16 protein-coding genes are annotated in these 15,810 nt (G+C 74.2%); 5 read left to right on the top strand and 11 right to left on the bottom strand.

Going from position 1 to position 15,810, the window contains the following annotated elements:
- Window positions 1-179: 179 nt before the first annotated feature.
- Window positions 180-728: a hypothetical protein gene (locus C2L59_RS10475; protein ID WP_103349334.1), complete on the top strand. Its 549-nt coding sequence runs from the start codon at window positions 180-182 to the stop codon at window positions 726-728.
- Window positions 718-1,755, top strand: coding sequence for a tryptophan 7-halogenase (locus C2L59_RS10470; RefSeq protein WP_103349333.1), 1,038 nt, complete (start codon window positions 718-720; stop codon window positions 1,753-1,755). The genes C2L59_RS10475 and C2L59_RS10470 overlap by 11 nt, the downstream gene beginning before the upstream one ends.
- 11 nt (window positions 1,756-1,766) lie before the next feature.
- Here the strand turns inward: C2L59_RS10470 and C2L59_RS10465 are convergent, their stop codons facing one another.
- From C2L59_RS10465 to C2L59_RS10455, 3 genes are all read right to left on the bottom strand, one after another.
- Window positions 1,767-2,717 carry an NAD(P)-dependent oxidoreductase gene (locus tag C2L59_RS10465; RefSeq protein ID WP_103349332.1) on the bottom strand — a complete coding sequence of 317 codons (951 nt, stop codon included), beginning with the start codon at window positions 2,715-2,717 and terminating at the stop codon, window positions 1,767-1,769.
- Window positions 2,718-2,794: 77 nt separating this feature from the next.
- On the bottom strand, window positions 2,795-4,240 hold the full coding sequence (locus C2L59_RS10460; RefSeq protein WP_103349331.1) for a hypothetical protein: 1,446 nt from the start codon (window positions 4,238-4,240) through the stop codon (window positions 2,795-2,797).
- Between the two features lie 77 nt (window positions 4,241-4,317).
- A complete protein-coding gene (locus C2L59_RS10455; protein WP_103349330.1) occupies window positions 4,318-5,136 on the bottom strand; it encodes a PaaX family transcriptional regulator C-terminal domain-containing protein in 819 nt (272 codons plus the stop codon).
- A 227-nt stretch (window positions 5,137-5,363) separates the two neighbouring features.
- On the opposite strand from C2L59_RS10455, the gene C2L59_RS10450 reads away from it, so the two are divergent.
- The gene (locus C2L59_RS10450) at window positions 5,364-6,296 is read left to right on the top strand and encodes a PHB depolymerase family esterase (RefSeq protein WP_199199004.1); all 933 of its coding nucleotides are present in this window, start codon (window positions 5,364-5,366) and stop codon (window positions 6,294-6,296) included.
- A 99-nt stretch (window positions 6,297-6,395) separates the two neighbouring features.
- On the opposite strand, the gene C2L59_RS10445 is transcribed toward C2L59_RS10450, so the two are convergent.
- Complete coding sequence (locus C2L59_RS10445) at window positions 6,396-7,196, bottom strand: inositol monophosphatase (RefSeq protein ID WP_103349328.1); 801 nt, start codon at window positions 7,194-7,196, stop codon at window positions 6,396-6,398.
- A gap of 27 nt (window positions 7,197-7,223) precedes the next feature.
- On the opposite strand from C2L59_RS10445, the gene C2L59_RS10440 reads away from it, so the two are divergent.
- Window positions 7,224-8,123: a LysR family transcriptional regulator gene (locus tag C2L59_RS10440; RefSeq protein ID WP_103349327.1), complete on the top strand. Its 900-nt coding sequence runs from the start codon at window positions 7,224-7,226 to the stop codon at window positions 8,121-8,123.
- On the opposite strand, the gene C2L59_RS10435 is transcribed toward C2L59_RS10440, so the two are convergent.
- The 3 genes from C2L59_RS10435 to C2L59_RS10425 all read right to left on the bottom strand — a co-directional run bounded on the left by C2L59_RS10435 (window position 8,120) and on the right by C2L59_RS10425 (window position 11,483).
- Window positions 8,120-8,719 (bottom strand): NAD(P)-dependent oxidoreductase, encoded by a 600-nt coding sequence (locus C2L59_RS10435; protein WP_199199003.1) that lies wholly within the window; start codon window positions 8,717-8,719, stop codon window positions 8,120-8,122. The two genes, C2L59_RS10440 and C2L59_RS10435, sit on opposite strands and share 4 nt — an antisense overlap.
- A 113-nt stretch (window positions 8,720-8,832) precedes the next feature.
- Window positions 8,833-10,176 carry an alpha/beta hydrolase gene (locus C2L59_RS10430; protein ID WP_103349325.1) on the bottom strand — a complete coding sequence of 448 codons (1,344 nt, stop codon included), beginning with the start codon at window positions 10,174-10,176 and terminating at the stop codon, window positions 8,833-8,835.
- Window positions 10,173-11,483: an MFS transporter gene (locus tag C2L59_RS10425; RefSeq protein ID WP_199199002.1), complete on the bottom strand. Its 1,311-nt coding sequence runs from the start codon at window positions 11,481-11,483 to the stop codon at window positions 10,173-10,175. The genes C2L59_RS10430 and C2L59_RS10425 overlap by 4 nt, the downstream gene beginning before the upstream one ends.
- Window positions 11,484-11,638: 155 nt before the next feature.
- On the opposite strand from C2L59_RS10425, the gene C2L59_RS10420 reads away from it, so the two are divergent.
- On the top strand, window positions 11,639-12,451 hold the full coding sequence (locus C2L59_RS10420; protein WP_103349323.1) for a PaaX family transcriptional regulator C-terminal domain-containing protein: 813 nt from the start codon (window positions 11,639-11,641) through the stop codon (window positions 12,449-12,451).
- Here the strand turns inward: C2L59_RS10420 and C2L59_RS10415 are convergent.
- Genes C2L59_RS10415 through C2L59_RS10400 form a run of 4 tightly spaced genes read right to left on the bottom strand, consistent with a single transcriptional unit; the run spans window position 12,448 to window position 15,690 of the window.
- Window positions 12,448-13,290 carry a 3-hydroxyacyl-CoA dehydrogenase family protein gene (locus C2L59_RS10415; RefSeq protein WP_103349322.1) on the bottom strand — a complete coding sequence of 281 codons (843 nt, stop codon included), beginning with the start codon at window positions 13,288-13,290 and terminating at the stop codon, window positions 12,448-12,450. The two genes, C2L59_RS10420 and C2L59_RS10415, sit on opposite strands and share 4 nt — an antisense overlap.
- Window positions 13,287-14,309, bottom strand: coding sequence for an HAD family hydrolase (locus C2L59_RS10410; RefSeq protein WP_233223391.1), 1,023 nt, complete (start codon window positions 14,307-14,309; stop codon window positions 13,287-13,289). The genes C2L59_RS10415 and C2L59_RS10410 overlap by 4 nt, the downstream gene beginning before the upstream one ends.
- Window positions 14,306-15,400, bottom strand: a complete 1,095-nt coding sequence (locus tag C2L59_RS10405) for an acyl-CoA dehydrogenase family protein (RefSeq protein WP_103349320.1) — start codon at window positions 15,398-15,400, stop codon at window positions 14,306-14,308. Before C2L59_RS10405 ends, C2L59_RS10410 begins: the two co-directional genes overlap by 4 nt.
- Window positions 15,401-15,405: 5 nt before the next feature.
- The gene (locus tag C2L59_RS10400; RefSeq protein WP_103349319.1) at window positions 15,406-15,690 is read right to left on the bottom strand and encodes an acyl carrier protein; all 285 of its coding nucleotides are present in this window, start codon (window positions 15,688-15,690) and stop codon (window positions 15,406-15,408) included.
- Window positions 15,691-15,810: the final 120 nt, after the last annotated feature.

The following is a 15,810-nucleotide window of genomic DNA, read 5'->3' as shown; positions in this document are numbered from 1 at the left end:
ATCGGACATCCGCCGGCCGCCGGACATCCCCGGGCACGGCTCCGGCGGACAACCTCCCGGCACACGCTTGCACGAGCCTCGCCACCCGATCCCAGGACGGGGCCTTGACCCAGGCGCCTCGCAGAACGGTCGCCGGACCGGCTGCTCGCCGACCCCGGCCGGCCCACCCACGAGAGCATGTGGAACGCGGTGCTGGCCTACGACCGGCGCGGCGGCCAGCGCTGACCGACTCGGGCATCCCGCTGACCGCGGACAAGACCGTCTGGGCGGAGATCACCCGGCCGGGCGGCGCGGTCAGCACGCTGGCCCTGACGCCCGACGGCGACGAGTTCACCGGGTCCTTCGTCGCGCACACGATCGGCGACCACCAGGTCCGCGCCCGGGCGGGCGGCCGCACCGCCCGCGGCCACCTCTTCACCCGCGAACGCACCCTCTGGGCCGGCGTCTGGCGCGGCGGCGACACCCCGCCGCGCGGGGGACCGGGTGACGTCGGCGGGGCGCTGGCCGAGCACGACCGCCGGTGGTGTGCGCTGCTGCGCTGCGTCCTGCTCACCCTGGCGGGCAACGACCGCCTGATGCGGCGGTGGAGCGAGTACGGGCTGGACCCGAAGGAGTTCCTGCAGTGCGTGAAGGCGCTCTGCCGCGACGCCGCGCCGGACTCCGGCGCCTCCGGCGAGGTGCGCCGCCTGGTGGCCGAGCTGCGGCGGACGGTCGGCGATGAGGGGTGACGTCGTGGTCGTCGGGGGTGGCCCGGCCGACGCCGTGGCCGCCCTCGAGCTGGCCCGCTCCGGCGCCGGGGTGACGTTGTTCGAGCGGTCGGGCTACGGCGAGCTGCGGATGGGGGAGACCCTGCCGCCCGCGGTGAACCCGCTGCTGCGCGCCCTCGGCGTGTGGGACCGGTTCGTGGCGTCCGGGCCGGTCCCGTCGTACCGGACGGCGAGCGCGTGGGGCGGCCCCGAAGTGGCCGAGCGGTCGTTCGTGGTCAGCCCGTACGGCCACGGCTGGCACACCGACCGCGCCCGTTTCGACGGCATGCTGGCGGACGCGGCGGTCGAAGCCGGCGCCGACGTCCGCCGCGGGATCGCGGTCCGCCGCGTGCGGCGGGTGCCGGGCGGGTTCGTGGTGGACGCGGACACCCCGGTGCGCGCGGCCCTGGTCATCGACGCGACCGGACGGCGGCCGCGGATCGCGCGGTCCCTGGGCGCCCGCCGCGAGCGTCTCGACCGCCTGGTCTGCGTCGCGCGGGTGTTCGCCCTGCCGGCGGGAACGCCCCCGGGCGACACGTTCCTCGAAGCGGTCCCGGACGGCTGGTGGTACGCGTCCCCGTTGCCGGGCGGCCGCCGGTTGCTGGCCCGCTTCGCCGACGCGCGGATGGTGGCGTCGGCCGGGCTGGCGACCGAGCCCGGCTGGGCGGCGGCGCTGGCGTCGGCCGCGTGGAGTGCCTCCCTTTCGGCCGGGACACCGATCGGCGGGCTTCGCGTGGTGAGCGCGGCGAGCCACCGCCTGACGCCGGCATCGGGCCCGGGCTGGATGGCGGTCGGCGACGCGGCGCTCGCGGTGGACCCGCTTTCGTCCGGGGGCGCGGCTTTCGCGCTGGAATCCGGCCGGCGGTCGCGGATTCCGGGGAGGTTTACGCGGAATTCGTCCGCTCGGCGGCGGCGGAGTACCGCGCGGTGCGGAGCGAGGTCTACGGGTGGGAGCGGCGGTTCGCGGGCAACGCGTTCTGGCGGGAGCGCGCGGAAGACCGGCGGCTGAAGGTGCCTTGATCACCTCGGTTGCGAGCGAGCCCGCTCGCAACCGAACTCCGCCGCGAACCCCTCGGCCACCGAAGGAAACCGGGGTCGCCAGCCCAGGCGCAGGCGGGCCCGTGCGTTGCCCGCGCCGCGCAACCGGTTCAGGAACGCCACCCCCCAGCTGCCCACCGCCAGCCGTGCCACTGCGGCCGGGATCCTCCTCGGTGCCGGGGCGTCCAGCAGCCTCGCCCAAGCCGGCAGCCAGTCGTGCAGGGGTGCGGGCTCGTCGTCGACGATGTTCAGCACTCCGGTCACCGCGTCGCGGTCGACGGCCGCCGTGACCGCTGCTGCCGCGTCGTCCGCGTGGGTGAAGGAAAACACCGCCCTTCCGCCACCCGCGAGCGGTACCCGCCCGGCGCGCACCTGCCGGGTGAACGCTCCGTCGCCGGCGAACGCCGTTCCGGGGCCGTACAGGTGACCGAGGCGGAGCACCAGGCCGCCCGCGCGGGTCGTCAGGCGTTCCAGCTCGATCAGGGCCGCCAGCACCGGGGCGAACTGCGGGGGCGGCCCCGCCCGCCACAGGGGGTCGTCCTCGGCGGCCGGTCCGTCGTCCGGCTGGTAGCCGTAGGCCAGGGACTGGCTGATCACGCGGGCTTCCCCGGCCGCGTCGAGCAGGTTGCGGGTGCCTTCGGTGCGCAGGCGGCCGGTCGGCGCCAGGTCGCGGGCCAGGTGCTTCGGGTCGGGCTCGGCGGGGATCGCCGTCAGCAGGTTGACCACGACGTCCGGGGCCGCCCGCCGGACCGTCGCCCGGACGCCGTCGCGGTCGAGCGCGTCGGCCACCAGGACCTCCGCGCCGGCCGCCGCCAGCGGGGCCCGGTCACGGCCCGGGCGGGCCAGCGCCAGCACGTCGTGCCCGGCGGCGGCCAGCAACGGCACCACCCGGCCGCCGACCACGCCGGTCGCTCCCGCGACGAGAACCTTCATGACCCACTCCTCCGTCGTCCCGGATGGACGGGGAGGGACCGGGAGAGGTTGACGTCACGGGAGTGGCGTGACCTGGATCACAGCGGCGCCTGCATCAGGATGAAGTCCCCGTGACCGCCGTACCCCAGGACGTCCTCGGCGTACTGCGTCCCGTTGAAGGTGGGCAGCCACCACCGGTTGCCGATCCGCACCAGCATCGGGTGCGGGATGTTGGTGCCGTAGGGCGCGTTCAGCGTGCCGAGCTTGCGCAGCTGCAGGTCGTACACCGGGTACTCGCGGGCGTCGCCGTCGCTGGCGAACAGGTACCACCGGCCGCCCACGCGCTGCAGGATCGTGCCTTCGGTCTGGCTGACCGACCGGTCGGCGCCCAGCAGCGTCAGGCCGCGGTCGTAGTCCGCCCCGCGCGGGGCCGCCGCGAGCGCGGGGTGGAACACGAAGGCCGGTTGCTGAGCCGGGCTTTCCACGAACGCGATGTGCCAGCGGCCGTCGATCTTCGTCAGCGCCGGGTCCCACGAGCTGACCGTGGTGGGCAGCGCCAGCTGCCGGGTGGGCAGCACGTGCACCCCCGAAAGCACGTCGGCGCGGGTGACGGTGTGCCGGACGTGCACGCCCTTGAAGTCGAAGTCGCCCCACGAGCTCATCAGCAGGATGAACCGGTCGTCGTCGACGACGATCTGGCCGGCGTGGTCGCCGAGCACGACGCCGTCCCGCGCGAAGAACAGCGTTGCGACCTGCTCCAGCTTCGCCGGGTCAGCCAGGTCGAGGGTCCACACCGCCCAGTGCGCCTGCTGGAAGAACCCGAGGCCGGCGTTGGTCATCGTCAGGTAGAGCTTGCCGTGGCGGATGTAGGGCCGGCCGTCGGCGTGCTGCACGACGTGCGGGTCGCGGACGCCGGCCTGGCCGTAGTAGCCGGCCCGCACCCGGCCCAGCCGCGCCGGGCCGCGGCGGCCGTACGCGTAACCCAGCTTCCCGAGCACCGCGGGGTCGCGCAGGTCGATCCGCGCGCGGACCTGGTCGCGCTCGGTGAGCAGCGGCCGCCAGCCGGTGCCGCGGTCGGCCAGCACCGTCACGGCGTTTTCGTTGACCACCACGGCGAAGCCGAACGGCGCCCGCAGGTCGGCCGGCGCGGTCTTGACCACCGTCGTGCCGGCCGGGGTGGTGATCTCGATGCCCGCCTGCCCGGCGGCCGGGTCGTAGGTGCCGAGCACCGAGACCCCGTGGCCGGCGAACCCGGCGATGACGGGCGCGCTCGCATCGAGCACCTCGACGGTCACCGTCCCGTACGGGGCTTTCGGCCGCACGCCGGTCTCGACCAGGGCACCGGGCCGGGCCGCGGTGTCGACCTGGACGAAGTTCGGCGCGATCAGGTCGAACGGCCGGAACTGTTCGGTGATCGAGAACTTCAGGTCCAGCGGGCTCGTGCCGGACGCTGCGGCGGTGCCGCCGAACAGGCTCGCGGTCACGCCGGTCACCCCCAGCGCGGTGAGGGCTCGCAGCACGTCGCGTCGATCGATGTCGGTCACCGGTGACCTCCGGGGTGGGGACGGATCGGGCCGTGGCTAGTTTGCAACGTGGCATGCAACGTGGCAACCGCCGATCGTCAGTCATCGACGAGCGACTCGAGCACCTCGGCGGCGAGCTTGCCCGCCGGGCGGGCCCAGCGCCGGCGCAGGCCGCGGAACAACGCCGCGGCGCGCGTGCCCGGCCAGCCCGGCGGCAGCAGCGCCGGCGGCAGGACCGGGTCGCGGCGGAGGAGCAGGAGCCACTCCGCGCCCAGCCGGATGCTCCGGGACAGCTCGTCGAGGTCGCCGTGGGCGTCGCCGGTCCAGCGGCCGAGGAACTGCTCGTAGCCGGCCGCGAGCTGCGGGAGGTCCCACGCCTCCCGCGCGATCCGCGCGGGGTCGGTCCACATGAACACCTCGGCGCGGAACACTTCGGCGTGGTCGAGCAGGTCGAGCTCGGCCAGGGCGGGCGCGATGTCGGCGGCCGACGTCGAGACCCACAGGCCGCTGCGCAGCAGCCCGAACCCGAACCAGTCGAGCCGGGTGCGCAGGGCGTGGCGGTCCGCGCGGCGGCTTTCCGGCACCGAGAACGTCAGCAGCGTCCACCGGCCGTCCCAGTGCCGGTCGACGACGTCGCCCTCGAGCTTCCGCTGCCCGTCGCGCAGCACCGCGGCGCCGTGCCCGGTCAGGCCGAGGAACGCCTGGCGGCCCCGGCGGACGGTGCGGAGCAGGTCGCGGCGGATCATCCGGCCCAGCGTCGCCCGCGTCGCGTGTTCACCGACGCCGAGCCGGTCCAGGGCGGCGATGACGCCGCCGGTGGAGACCGCGATCCCGCGGTCCAGCACGTGGTCGCCGAGCAGCGTGAGCAGCAGGGTTTCCGGCCGCACGCCGGACGTGCCGCCGTCCGCTTCGGCCATGCGCCACCTCCTCGCCGGAGCTCAACTTAACGCGCGGCGAGTCGTTCGTCATCCGGCCGGCGATCGCCAGAATAGTGTCGAACGTCTTTCGCCGTATTCGGAGCCGGGCGCGAAACTTTCGTTTTCCCGGCTGGTCTGAATTGCGCAATCATTCGGTGTTTCATTGACGGTCGTCGCCGGTCTGCCTAATCTCGCTGCCGAGGGGGATCGCCGACCGGAGGTCACCGATGAGTGGATTCAGAACGGCGTTCGTGGCGTTCGCGAGCAGTGTGCTGATCGCGGTGACCGGCGTGGCCGTCCCGCCGACGGCGGCGGCCGCGTCGCTGGTGGAGGTGACCGGCTTCGGCAACAACCCGGGCGGGATGCGGATGCACGTCTACGTGCCGGACACCCGGCCGGCCCACCCGGCGATCGTCGTCGCCATGCACGGGTGCGGGGGATCGGGCCCGGGCTTCTACTCCGGCAGCGAGTTCGCCTCCCTGGCCGGCCGGTACGGCTTCGTCGTCATCTACCCCAGCGCCCAGCAGCAGGCCGGGTTCGGCAACTGCTTCGACACCTGGTCCGACGCGGCGAAGCACCGCGGCGGCGGCAGCGACCCGGTGTCGATCGCGTCGATGGTGACCTACGCCGAACAGCACTACGGCGGCGACCCGGACCGCGTCTTCGCCACCGGCTCTTCCTCCGGCGGCATGATGACGAACGAGCTGCTCGCCCTCTACCCGGACGTTTTCAAGGCGGGCGCGGCGTTCATGGGCGTGCCCTTCAACTGCTTCTCCGGCGCGGCCGACTTCCCGCCCTGGTCCAGCAAGTGCACCGGCGGCAGCATGAACCGGACGCCGCAGCAGTGGGGCGACGCGGTCCGGCAGGCGTACCCGGGCTACACCGGCCCGCGCCCGCGCGTCCAGCTGTGGCACGGCACCGCGGACACGCTCGTGCCGTATTCGCTGCTGCAGGAGGAAGTCGAGCAGTGGACCAACGTCGCGGGCCTGAGCCAGACCCCGACGTCCACGGACACCCCGCAGGCCGGGTGGAACCGCCGCCGCTTCGCCGACGGCTCCGGCAGTGTCCGGGTGGAGGCCTACAGCATCCAGGGCGCCGGGCACAGCCTGCCCGCGGCCGGCATGGCCGCGGTCGCCATCGCTTTTTTCGGCCTGTCCTGATTCCGTGCGCGTGGCCCGGAATGCTTTCCGGGTGATCGGCCGGGCTGTCGGCGGTGAACAGGCCGGAATTGCCGGAGACCGGCCTGTTCGCCGCCGGCTTCAGTCCGGCCGGGATCCGGAGATCCCGGCGAGGACCTTCAGCGCCTCCGCGTGCACGCCGGGCGCGGCGGCCAGGTAACTCCGGCCCGCGATGTCCCACGGCTCGCCGCCGAGACCGGTCACGACACCACCCGCCTCCTGCACCAGCAGCACGCCCGCCGCGTGCGAGCGGACGTTGTCGAGCTGCCAGTGCAGGTCCAGCCGGCCGGCCGCGACCTGGGCGAGCTGCTGGGTCACCGGCACTGAGATCCGCACGTGCAGCGCGGCCTTCGCCATCGCCGTGAACGACGTGCCCATCCGCTCCAGGAGGCCGGCGTCGTGACCCGGCTGCGCCTGGCCGGTGCCGGTCAGCGCGCCGGCCAGCGACGTCTTGGCGGACACCCGCAGCGGTTCGCCGTTGAGGAACGCGCCGCCGCCTTCGCGGGCGGTGAACATCTCGTCCGGTACCGGGAAGTAGACCACTCCGAGCACCGGACGGCCGTCGCGGACGAGGCTCACGCCGATGTTCCAGTCCGGCATGCCGTGCACGGCGTTGACGTTGCCGCCGACCGGGTCGATCAGCCACCACTCACCCGCCGGCAGCGGGCCCGATCCGTGCTCGTCGTCGAGCCAGCGCGCCTGCGGCCGGATGCCGGTCAACGCCGGCCGCAGCACCTCGGCGACCGCCGCGTCGTTGGCGTGCAGGCTCTCCAGCACCTCCGGCAGGCCCGGCCGGCGCGACCCGGGGGAGTAGCGCGCCAGCATCCGGGCGCCGGCGTCGCGGACGGCGGCGGTCGTGGCGGTGAGCAGGTCCTGGCTCATGGTTCCTCCTGTGGTTGTCTTGCGTTCGTGCAACTCGACTTGAACTTGCTCACCGTGCTCGACGCCCTGCTGGAAGAGGGCAGCGTTCGGGGTGCGGCCGAGCGGCTGCACCTGTCCTCGCCCGCGGTCAGCCGCACCCTGGGCCGGCTGCGCGCGGTGACCGGCGACGACCTCCTGGTCCGCACCGGGCACACGATGGTCCCGACGCCCTACGCGCTTTCGGTCCGCGAGGACGTGCACCGGCTGGTGCAGCAGGCACGCGAGGTGCTGCGCCCGGCCCGCGAACTGGACCTCGGCGAACTGGACCGCACGTTCACCATCCAGTGCCACGACGCGCTCACCGCGTCGGTCGTCCCGGCGCTGCTCGCCCGGCTCCGGGCGCAGGCGCCCGGCACGCGGCTGCGGGTGCTGGCGGAGCACTCCGGCGACACCGACGACCTGCGCAACGGCCGGGTCGACCTCGAACTCGGCGGCGGGCGGCCGCACCTGCCCGAGTTCCGGTCGGCCGTGCTCGGCCGCGACGCGCTGGTCGTGGCCATGCGCCCGGGTCACCCCTGCGCCACCGGGCTCGACCTGCGCTCCTACGCCGCGGCGCCGCACGTGGTGGTCTCCCGCCGCGGCCGGCTCACCGCGCCGATCGACGACGTGCTGGCCGCCGAGGGCCTGCGCCGCAAGGTGGTGGCGGCCGTCGCGACCGTCGCCACCGCCCTGCAGCTGGCGGCGACCAGCGACGTATTGGTCAGCTGCACGGAAATCCTGGGGCGCCCGCTGATCGAGGCGTTCGGCCTGATCACCCGGCCGCTGCCGGCCGCGGCCCCGGCGGCGGAGGTCTGCTGCACCTGGCACCAGCGCTACGACTCCGACCCCGCGCACGCCTGGCTCCGGGAGCAGGTCCGGGCCGCCCTCGACGAGGTGACCGCCGGTTAGCCGGCCAGCGGCACGGCCACCGCGCCGGCGAAGCGGGGCGTCTCGGCTTCGTCGAGCATGGCCGCCGCCACGGTGTCACGGCTGACCGACGCGGAGAGGTCGAACGGCGGGGCCGCGTCGAGCCCGGTCGTGCGCCGCCGCGGGCTTTCCGGTCCGTCGGCGAGCATCCCGGCGTGGAACACCGTGCCGCCGGCGGCGAGGATGGTGGCGTCGGCTTCGACCTTGTCGCCGAGCCGGTCGCCCAGCAGCTTCGCGAGCACCTCGGAGGCGGCGCTCGCGGACGGGCCCGTCCCGTAGGCCCCGAGCCAGATGATCCGCCGCGGCCCGGCCGCGACGACGGCCTTCGCGCCGGCCAGCAGCACGCCGGCCCGGTCCGTGCCGAGCGCGGACAGGACCACCGAGTCCGGCCCGATGACGGCGGCGAGGCTCGCCGGATCTTCGACGTCGGCCGCCACCCGGTGCAGCCGGGCGGTGCCGGGAACGGCGATGCGCCCGGGATCGCGGGCGATCGCGGTCACGGTGTGCCCGCGCTCCAGTGCTTTCCCGGTGAGCGCGAGTCCGGTCCGGCCGGACGCCGCGAGGATCGTGAGGTTCATACCGGCCACGCTAGGGGCGGGCCTGATTGACTTCAAATGCCTTCTCGGCAAGGAATGATTTACCCGGACGCAAGTGACCGCGGTGCCGGTGGCGGGCACCGCGGCCACTTGCGTCAGCGGTGGGCGCCGGTCAGCGGCGCCGGGTGGTACCGGAGGTAGCGCCCGGGCGAGCCGAGCGCGGCCGCCGCCGCGTTGAGCCGCTCCGGCCGGAGGTCGGGCCAGTGGCCGGTTTCGATGCGGGATTCGAGGGCGTGCAGGGCGGCGATGGTCTCCGGCGGCTGGAACGCGCAGTGCCCGGCGGCATCGACGTAAGCCTGGCGCAGCAACGGTTCCCGCCCGGCGGCGCGGACCCGGTGGGCGTACCAGTTCTCCTGCTCGACCGGGACCAGGTGGTCCGCGGTCGTGTGGATGGCGAGCTCGGGGACGCGGAGCCGGCCGGTCGTCGTCGACGTGCGGGCGAGCGTGCCGACGGCGCCGGGGTCGGCCGTGATGTCCGCGTGGCGGGTCAGCTCGGCGAGGTCGGCGTCGAGGTCGAGGCCCGCCGCCCGGTACAGCGCCCGCACCTGCCGGGCCAGCGGGCTGCCGGCCAGCAGCGCGCGGTAGTCGGTGCCCGCGTTGGCCGCGCTGTTGCCGCCGGCGGCGAGCTCGACCTGGTAGCGGCCGGACACGACGAAGCCGAGCACGAACTGCGTCAGCGCCAGCTGCTGTTGCTGCTCCTGGCCCGAGTAGTCGGCGGGGCCGGGCGGGGTGGCACCGGTCAGCCAGGTGGGCGTGTTCATCAGCGCGGCACCGAGGGCGGTCCGGGCCCGGCCGGCCGCGGTGCCCTGGGCGTCGGCGACGATCTTCGTCAGCGACGCGCCCGCCGCGGTCGCCTCGTCGGCGCTTGCGTACCGGACGAGCTTCACCGGCTGCGCGGGGGCGAGCAGGCGGGAGAGCGCGTACTCGCCGTCGAGCTGGTAGTCGTTCAGGTTCAGCGCGCCGGCGACCAGGCCGCAGGTCGTCAGGGCTCCGTCGAGCCGCCGCGCGCCGGACTCGGCTTCGAGCGCGCTGACCAGCCCGCCCATCGAGGTGCCCCACGCGATGGTGCGGCGGGGCTCGCCGATCTGCCGCACCAGTGCGTCGAGCGAGGCGAACTGGTCGTGCGGGGCGGTGGCGACCGCCCACAGCGACGGCCCGCTGTAGGACGAGCCGACCAGGGCGTAACCGGCGGCGAGCAGGGCCTGCGCGGTCGGCTCGTCCGGGGCGTCGCGCGCCTCGAGCGGGCCGAAGCCGTGGCTGTAGAGGATGACGGTGCCGTTCCAGTCAGGCGGCACGTCCGCCACCCAGCTCGCACCATCCGGCAGCTGCCCGGTGTAGTGGGCGGGCGCGGCGGCGTGCGCCGGGCCGCCCGCGGTGAGGCCGAACGCGGTCAGCGTCGCCGCGAAGAGCGCGCCGGTGCGGCGGAGCCACCTGGTCATCCTCGGGTTCCTTCCGATCGGGCGGGCGCGGGGACGGCCGCGTCCGGGGTGAGCTCACGCCGGTGGGTCTCCCGCAGCGCCAGCACGCAGACGGCGGACAGCAGGCAGAACGCGGCGATGGTCCAGGACACCGGAGTGGTCGACGGGCCGTTGGCGCGCTGGAGTTCGGCGAAGATCAGCGGGGCGAACCCGGCGCCGAGCCCGGCGAGCTGGTAGCCCAGCGACGCGCCGGTGTACCGGTTTTCGGTGGCGAAGAGCTCCGAATACAGCGCGGCCAGCGGGCCGTACATCATCGGGTGGAGCACGCCCTGGCCGATCACCAGCGCGAGCACGAGCAGCAGGCCGCTGCCGTCGCGGACCATCGGGAACAGCGCGAACCCGAACGCCGCCATGGCGACCACCCCCGCGAGCACGACCGGGCGGCGCCCGATCCGGTCGGACAGCGCCGACCACAGCAAAATGCCCGCCACCGCACAGGCGGACGACAGCGTGAGCGCGTTGAGCACCTCCTGCCGGGGATGGCCGTGCTGGACGCCGTAGGCGAGCACGAACGTGGTCAGCGTGGCCTGGACGACGAACGCGGCGAGCCCGACGCCGACGCTGAGCAGCAGTACCCGCGGGTGGTCCCGCAGCACGGCGACGAGCGGGATCCGCCGCCGTTCTTCCTTGCGGGCGGCCAGGAACGCGGGCGTCTCTTCGACGCGGGAGCGCACGAACAGGCCGATCGCGAGCAGGACGATGCTGAGCAGGAAGGGGATCCGCCAGCCCCAGGCGAGGAAGTCGGCCTCGGAGGTGAGCCCGGCGGTGGCGGACATGACGAGCGTCGAGACGACCATGCCGCTCGGGGCGCCGGCGTTGGTGAACCCGGCCCACAGCCCGCGGCGCGTCCGTGCGTGCTCGGCGGACATCAGGACGGCGCCACCCCACTCGCCGCCGACCGCGATGCCCTGGACGACGCGGAGCAGGACCAAGCCGATCGGGGCGACCGGGCCGATCTGGTCGTAGCCGGGGAGCAGGCCGATGAGGAAGCTCGCGATACCCATCAGGGTCATGGTCAACACGAGCATCCGCTTGCGGCCCAAGCGGTCGCCGAAGTGGCCGAAGAGCAGGCCGCCGAGCGGGCGGGCGAGGTAGCCGGTGGTGAACGTCCCGAAGCTGGCCACCGTGGCCAGCGCCGGATCGAGGTCGGCGAAGAAGACCTTGCCGAACACCACCGCGCTGGCCGTGGCGTAGAGGAGGAAGTCGTAGTACTCGATCAGGCTGCCGAGGAAGCTGGACGCGACCGCTCTGCGGAGCTGAGTGCTCATGGGGCTCACCCTCGTCGGTGGGGGCGTTGCGGCGGGATCAGGTTCGTCCGGGGGCGGACGACGGCGGAACGGGGGCCAACGTTAGTCAGGGCCATGACGGCCGTCAACATTGTGCACAACATCAAGTGGGCCCGCCCCGGGTTACGCTGACGCTCGTGGCGCACCTCGACGAGACCGGCTCCGGACCCCGCCCGAAGTCCGTCATGCTCACCTTTCTGGGCATCCACCTGCTCGGCCGCCCGGCGGCGATCTATTCGGGCAGCGTGATCGACGTGTTCGCGCGGGTCGGCGTCTCCGAAGAGGCGGTCCGTTCGACGCTGACCCGCATGGCGGGCACGGGTTTGCTGACCCGGCACCGGCACGGGCGGAAGGTCTACTTCGGCCTGAGCGAGCGCCTCGCGGCGGTCCTCGAGGACGGCCGCCGGCGGATCTGGGAAACGGGCGCGGTCAACCGCTCCGCCGACGGCGGCTGGACACTGGTCGGGTTTTCCCTCCCGGACACCCGCCGAGGCGACCGCCACGACCTGCGCCGCCAGCTGACGTGGGCGGGTTTCGGCTTGCTGCAGAACGGGCTGTGGGTCGCCCCGGGCACCCCCGACGTCACGGCGATCGTCGAGCAGCTCGGCCTGGACGGCCACGTCACGGTGTTCACGGAAGCCCAGCCGGCCGAGGCGGCTTCGTTGGTGCGCAAGGCTTTCGACACGGCGACGATCGCCTCGCGCTACCAGGAGTTCCTGGATAAGTGGGACGCGGGAAAGCCGGCGTTCCCGGACGACCTGACACGCCAGCTGGTACTGCATGCGGACTGGCTGCACGTGGTGCGCCGGGACCCGCACCTGCCGGCCGAGCACCTGCCGGCGGACTGGCCGGCCATCCAGGCGGAGACGCTGTTCCGCAAGCTGGATGAGGACCTCCGGGAGGGCGCGGCCGCCTTGGCCGCCGAGACGCTGGAGCTGATGCCGACCTAGCCCGCCGGGTAGGTGTGCAGGCCCCGGCCGGTCTTGCGGCCGAGCCGGCCCGCGGCCACCAGCTCCGCCAGCAGCGGGCACGGGCGGTACATCGGGTTCCCCGTGCATTCCCGCAGCACCACCAACGTGTCCAGGATGACGTCCAGCCCGATGAGGTCCGCCGTGCGCAGCGGGCCCATCGCGTGGCCGAAGCAGTTCTCGAAGACCTCGTCCACCGTCACCGCGTCGGCGATGCCGTCGCCGACCGTCGCGATCGCTTCGTTGATCGTCGCCATCAGCACGCGGTTGGCCACGAAACCCGGGCCGTCGGCGACCACGATCGCCCGTTTGCCGATGGCCGTCAGCAGGTCCGTTGTGGTGCGGAGGGTCTCCTCGGCCGTTGCCGTCGTGCGGACCACCTCGACCGTGTCCTTCAGCGGGGCCGGGTTCATGAAGTGGGTGCCGAGGACCCGGTCCGCGCGGGTGGTGACCGCCGCCAGCCGGCCGATCGGGACGGCGGACGTGCAGGACGCCAGGACCGTCCCGGCCGGACACAGCCGGTCCAGCTCGCCGAACAGGGTTTCCTTCACCGGCAAGCGTTCGGCGGCGCATTCCACGACGAACTCGCTGCCGCCGAGGTCGGCGAGCCGGCCGGTCCAGCGGATGCGGCCGGCGGTCCCGGGCGCCGGGCGGGCGCCGCCGAGCAGCGCCGCCATCCGCAGCCCCGTGCGGACGCGGTCCGGGCCGCGGGCCAGCGCCGCAGGGTCCCGGTCGGCGACGACGACGTCGTACCCGGCCGCGGCGAAACACTGGGCCACGCCGGTGCCCATCACGCCCGCGCCCACCACTCCGATGCTCACCCGGTTCTCCCGTCGACGATCCGCAGGTGCCCGGGCGCGGCCGGCGGCGGCCGGTGCGGGTCGAAGACCAGCGTCGATCCCGCGCCCGGCTCGAAGCCGGCGAACCGCAGCGTCACCAGCATGATCCGGTTGGCCGCCGTCGGGACGAACCGGGCGACCGGCCGCCGTCCGCGCGCCAGGACGTCCCGCACCAGGTGGCCGAGCAGCACCGCGCCGATGCCGCGGTTCAGCACCCGGCACGACGTCAGCAGCAGCTCCAGCACGACGTCGGGACCGTCCTCGCGCAGCACGGCGAGCCCCACGGTGCCGTGCGCGCCGAACCGGTCGGTCACGTCCGCGACCAGCACCTCGTGGTCCGGGGACGCACACAGGTCGCGCAGCTGCCCGGCGTCCAGGGTGCGGCCCGTGGTGTTGAGCTGGTGGGTGCGGAGGGTGAGCTCGTGCGCGCGGGCGAAGTCGGCTTCGCCGGCGGCCCGGACGGTCATCGTCAACCCGAGCGAGGCGAGGAACTCCGACGGCGGCCCGGGGAACGCGCGCTCCGCCGCGGCGCGGTCCCGTTCGGCGAGGTACCGGTGGCGGCGGTGGCGGGCCTCGTCGGTCACCTGCGGCGGCCGGAACTCGGCCAGCTCCGCCAGCTCGCCGACCCGCTCGGCGGGGTAGCAGCGGACCATCGGCAGCGCGGCGGCGACCTCGGCGCGCTCGGCCGGGTCGTTGTCGGCGAAGGCGATGGTGTCCAGGCCGATGTTCAGGTCCGCGGCGATCCGGCGGATCGACGCGGACTTCTCGCCCCAGCCGACTTCGCACGCGCAGAACAGGTTCGTCAGGCCGTGTTCGGCGAGGTGCCCGGCCGCGCGCGCGAGCTCGCCCCGGCCCGCCACGGCGTGCAGGATCCCCCGGCGGTCCAGCGTGTGCAGGGCCTCGATCGCGGCGGGGAAGGGCCGCGGCCGGTCGCCCTCGAGCACGACGCCGTCCCACAGCGTGTCGTCGAGGTCCCAGACCAGGCACTTGACCGTCTTCACGGCCGCCACCGCAACGCGTATCCGCCGAGCTGCTGTTCGGCGACTTCGTCGGCACCCTCGATGATTCGCATCACCTTGGCGTCGCGGAAGAACCGGCCGACCAGGCTGTCTTCGGCGCAGCCGGCCGCGCCGAGGACCTGCCCGGCCCGGTCGGCGACCCCGGCGGCGGCTCCGGCCGCCACGTACTTCGCCAGCACGGTCCCGGCCACGGCGTCCGGGGCGCCCCGCTCGCGCAGCGCGGCCGCGCGGGCGCACACCGCACGCGCGGCCGTGACGTCGGCGAGGCTGCGGCCGAGCAGGGCGCGCACAACCTGGTGGTCCGCGAGCCGCACACCGCCCTGGACCCGGTCGGCGGCGTGCCCCGCGGCGGTGCGCAGGCACGCCTCCGCCAGCCCGACGCAGCCCCAGGCGACGGTGAACCGCCCGTGGTCCAGGGCCGTCGCCACGACGTGGGACAGCCCGAACCCCGATGGGGCGAGCAGGTTGTCCGCCGGGACGGCCACGTCGTCGAACCGGACGTGGGCGAGCCGGGCCGCGCGCAGCCCCAGCTGCCCCCGCACCGGCTCGACGGCCACCCCGGGCCGATCGGCCTCGACCAGCACCGCGACGGGACGGCCCGCGTCCGCGGCGAGCACCAGGAAGACGTTCGCGACCTGCCCGAAGGTGACCCACAGCTTGCGCCCGCGGACGCGCACCCGCCCGGCCTCGCGCACGGCGGACGTGGTCACCGCGGACAGGTCGCTCCCGGCGCCGGGTTCGGTGGCGGCGAACCCGGCCAGCACGTCCCCGCGCGCGAGCGCGGGCAACCAGTGCGACCGCTGGCCGGCGGTGCCCCAGCGCAGGACGGCCGCGGCGACCATGCCCTGCACCGTGACGAGGGCTCGCAGGGAACTGCACACGCCACCGATATCGGCGCACAGTTCGCCCAGCGCGGCCGGTGCAAGGCCGGCGCCCCCGGCGGCGGCGGGCAGGTCGGCGGCCAGGAAACCGGCGTGCGCCAAGGCTTTGACGACATCGTCCGGAACCGCGCCGCGGGCGTCCCAGTCCGCCGCGTCCGGCCGCAGCGAATCCGCGAACGCGGCGGAGTCCATTGTGGTCACCGAATCCCGGCCGATCGTTTCCGCAGCACGAATCCGGCGACCCGGTTCATCGTCCGGAAATTGTCGAGATCGAGATCCGCCACGTCGACGTCGATCCCGTACCGGCGCTCGACGTGCGCCACCAGTTCCAGGGCCAGCAGCGAGTTCACCAGCCCGAGGGCGAAGTAGTCTTCATCCGGGCCGGGGGTGTTCCCGGCCGTCGCGGTGGCGAAGAAACCCGAAAGTCCCGCCAGGATCGCTTCGGCAGTGGGTTCCGCGCCCACGGGCTGCTGGCCGGCCACGCACCCTCCCTCGACGAATTCCCCCACCCGAAGCTAACACGCCCGGCGGCGCGGCCGACGGCGCCGAACGGCGTAATCACTGGTCGTCGAAATATGAGTCTATTGTGGACGATCAATTCT

The organism is Amycolatopsis sp. CA-128772, assembly GCF_002904295.1.
In the GTDB taxonomy this organism is placed as follows: Bacteria; Actinomycetota; Actinomycetes; order Mycobacteriales; family Pseudonocardiaceae; genus Amycolatopsis.
Note: the sequence above shows the minus strand (reverse complement) of the source record. Positions and strands in the feature narration are given on the sequence as shown.

What these genes read in the sequence shown, in the direction of transcription:
- C2L59_RS10435 (WP_199199003.1), bottom strand. Translation starts at nt 8,719, where the DNA reads ATGAACCTCACGATCCTCGCGGCGTCCGGCCGGACCGGACTCGCGCTC.
- C2L59_RS10455 (WP_103349330.1), bottom strand. Translation starts at nt 5,136, where the DNA reads ATGGCCGAAGCGGACGGCGGCACGTCCGGCGTGCGGCCGGAAACCCTG.
- C2L59_RS10425 (WP_199199002.1), bottom strand. Translation starts at nt 11,483, where the DNA reads ATGAGCACTCAGCTCCGCAGAGCGGTCGCGTCCAGCTTCCTCGGCAGC.
- C2L59_RS10470 (WP_103349333.1), top strand. Translation starts at nt 718, where the DNA reads ATGAGGGGTGACGTCGTGGTCGTCGGGGGTGGCCCGGCCGACGCCGTG.
- C2L59_RS10450 (WP_199199004.1), top strand. Translation starts at nt 5,364, where the DNA reads ATGAGTGGATTCAGAACGGCGTTCGTGGCGTTCGCGAGCAGTGTGCTG.
- C2L59_RS10445 (WP_103349328.1), bottom strand. Translation starts at nt 7,196, where the DNA reads ATGAGCCAGGACCTGCTCACCGCCACGACCGCCGCCGTCCGCGACGCC.
- C2L59_RS10465 (WP_103349332.1), bottom strand. Translation starts at nt 2,717, where the DNA reads ATGAAGGTTCTCGTCGCGGGAGCGACCGGCGTGGTCGGCGGCCGGGTG.
- C2L59_RS10405 (WP_103349320.1), bottom strand. Translation starts at nt 15,400, where the DNA reads ATGGACTCCGCCGCGTTCGCGGATTCGCTGCGGCCGGACGCGGCGGAC.
- C2L59_RS10430 (WP_103349325.1), bottom strand. Translation starts at nt 10,176, where the DNA reads ATGACCAGGTGGCTCCGCCGCACCGGCGCGCTCTTCGCGGCGACGCTG.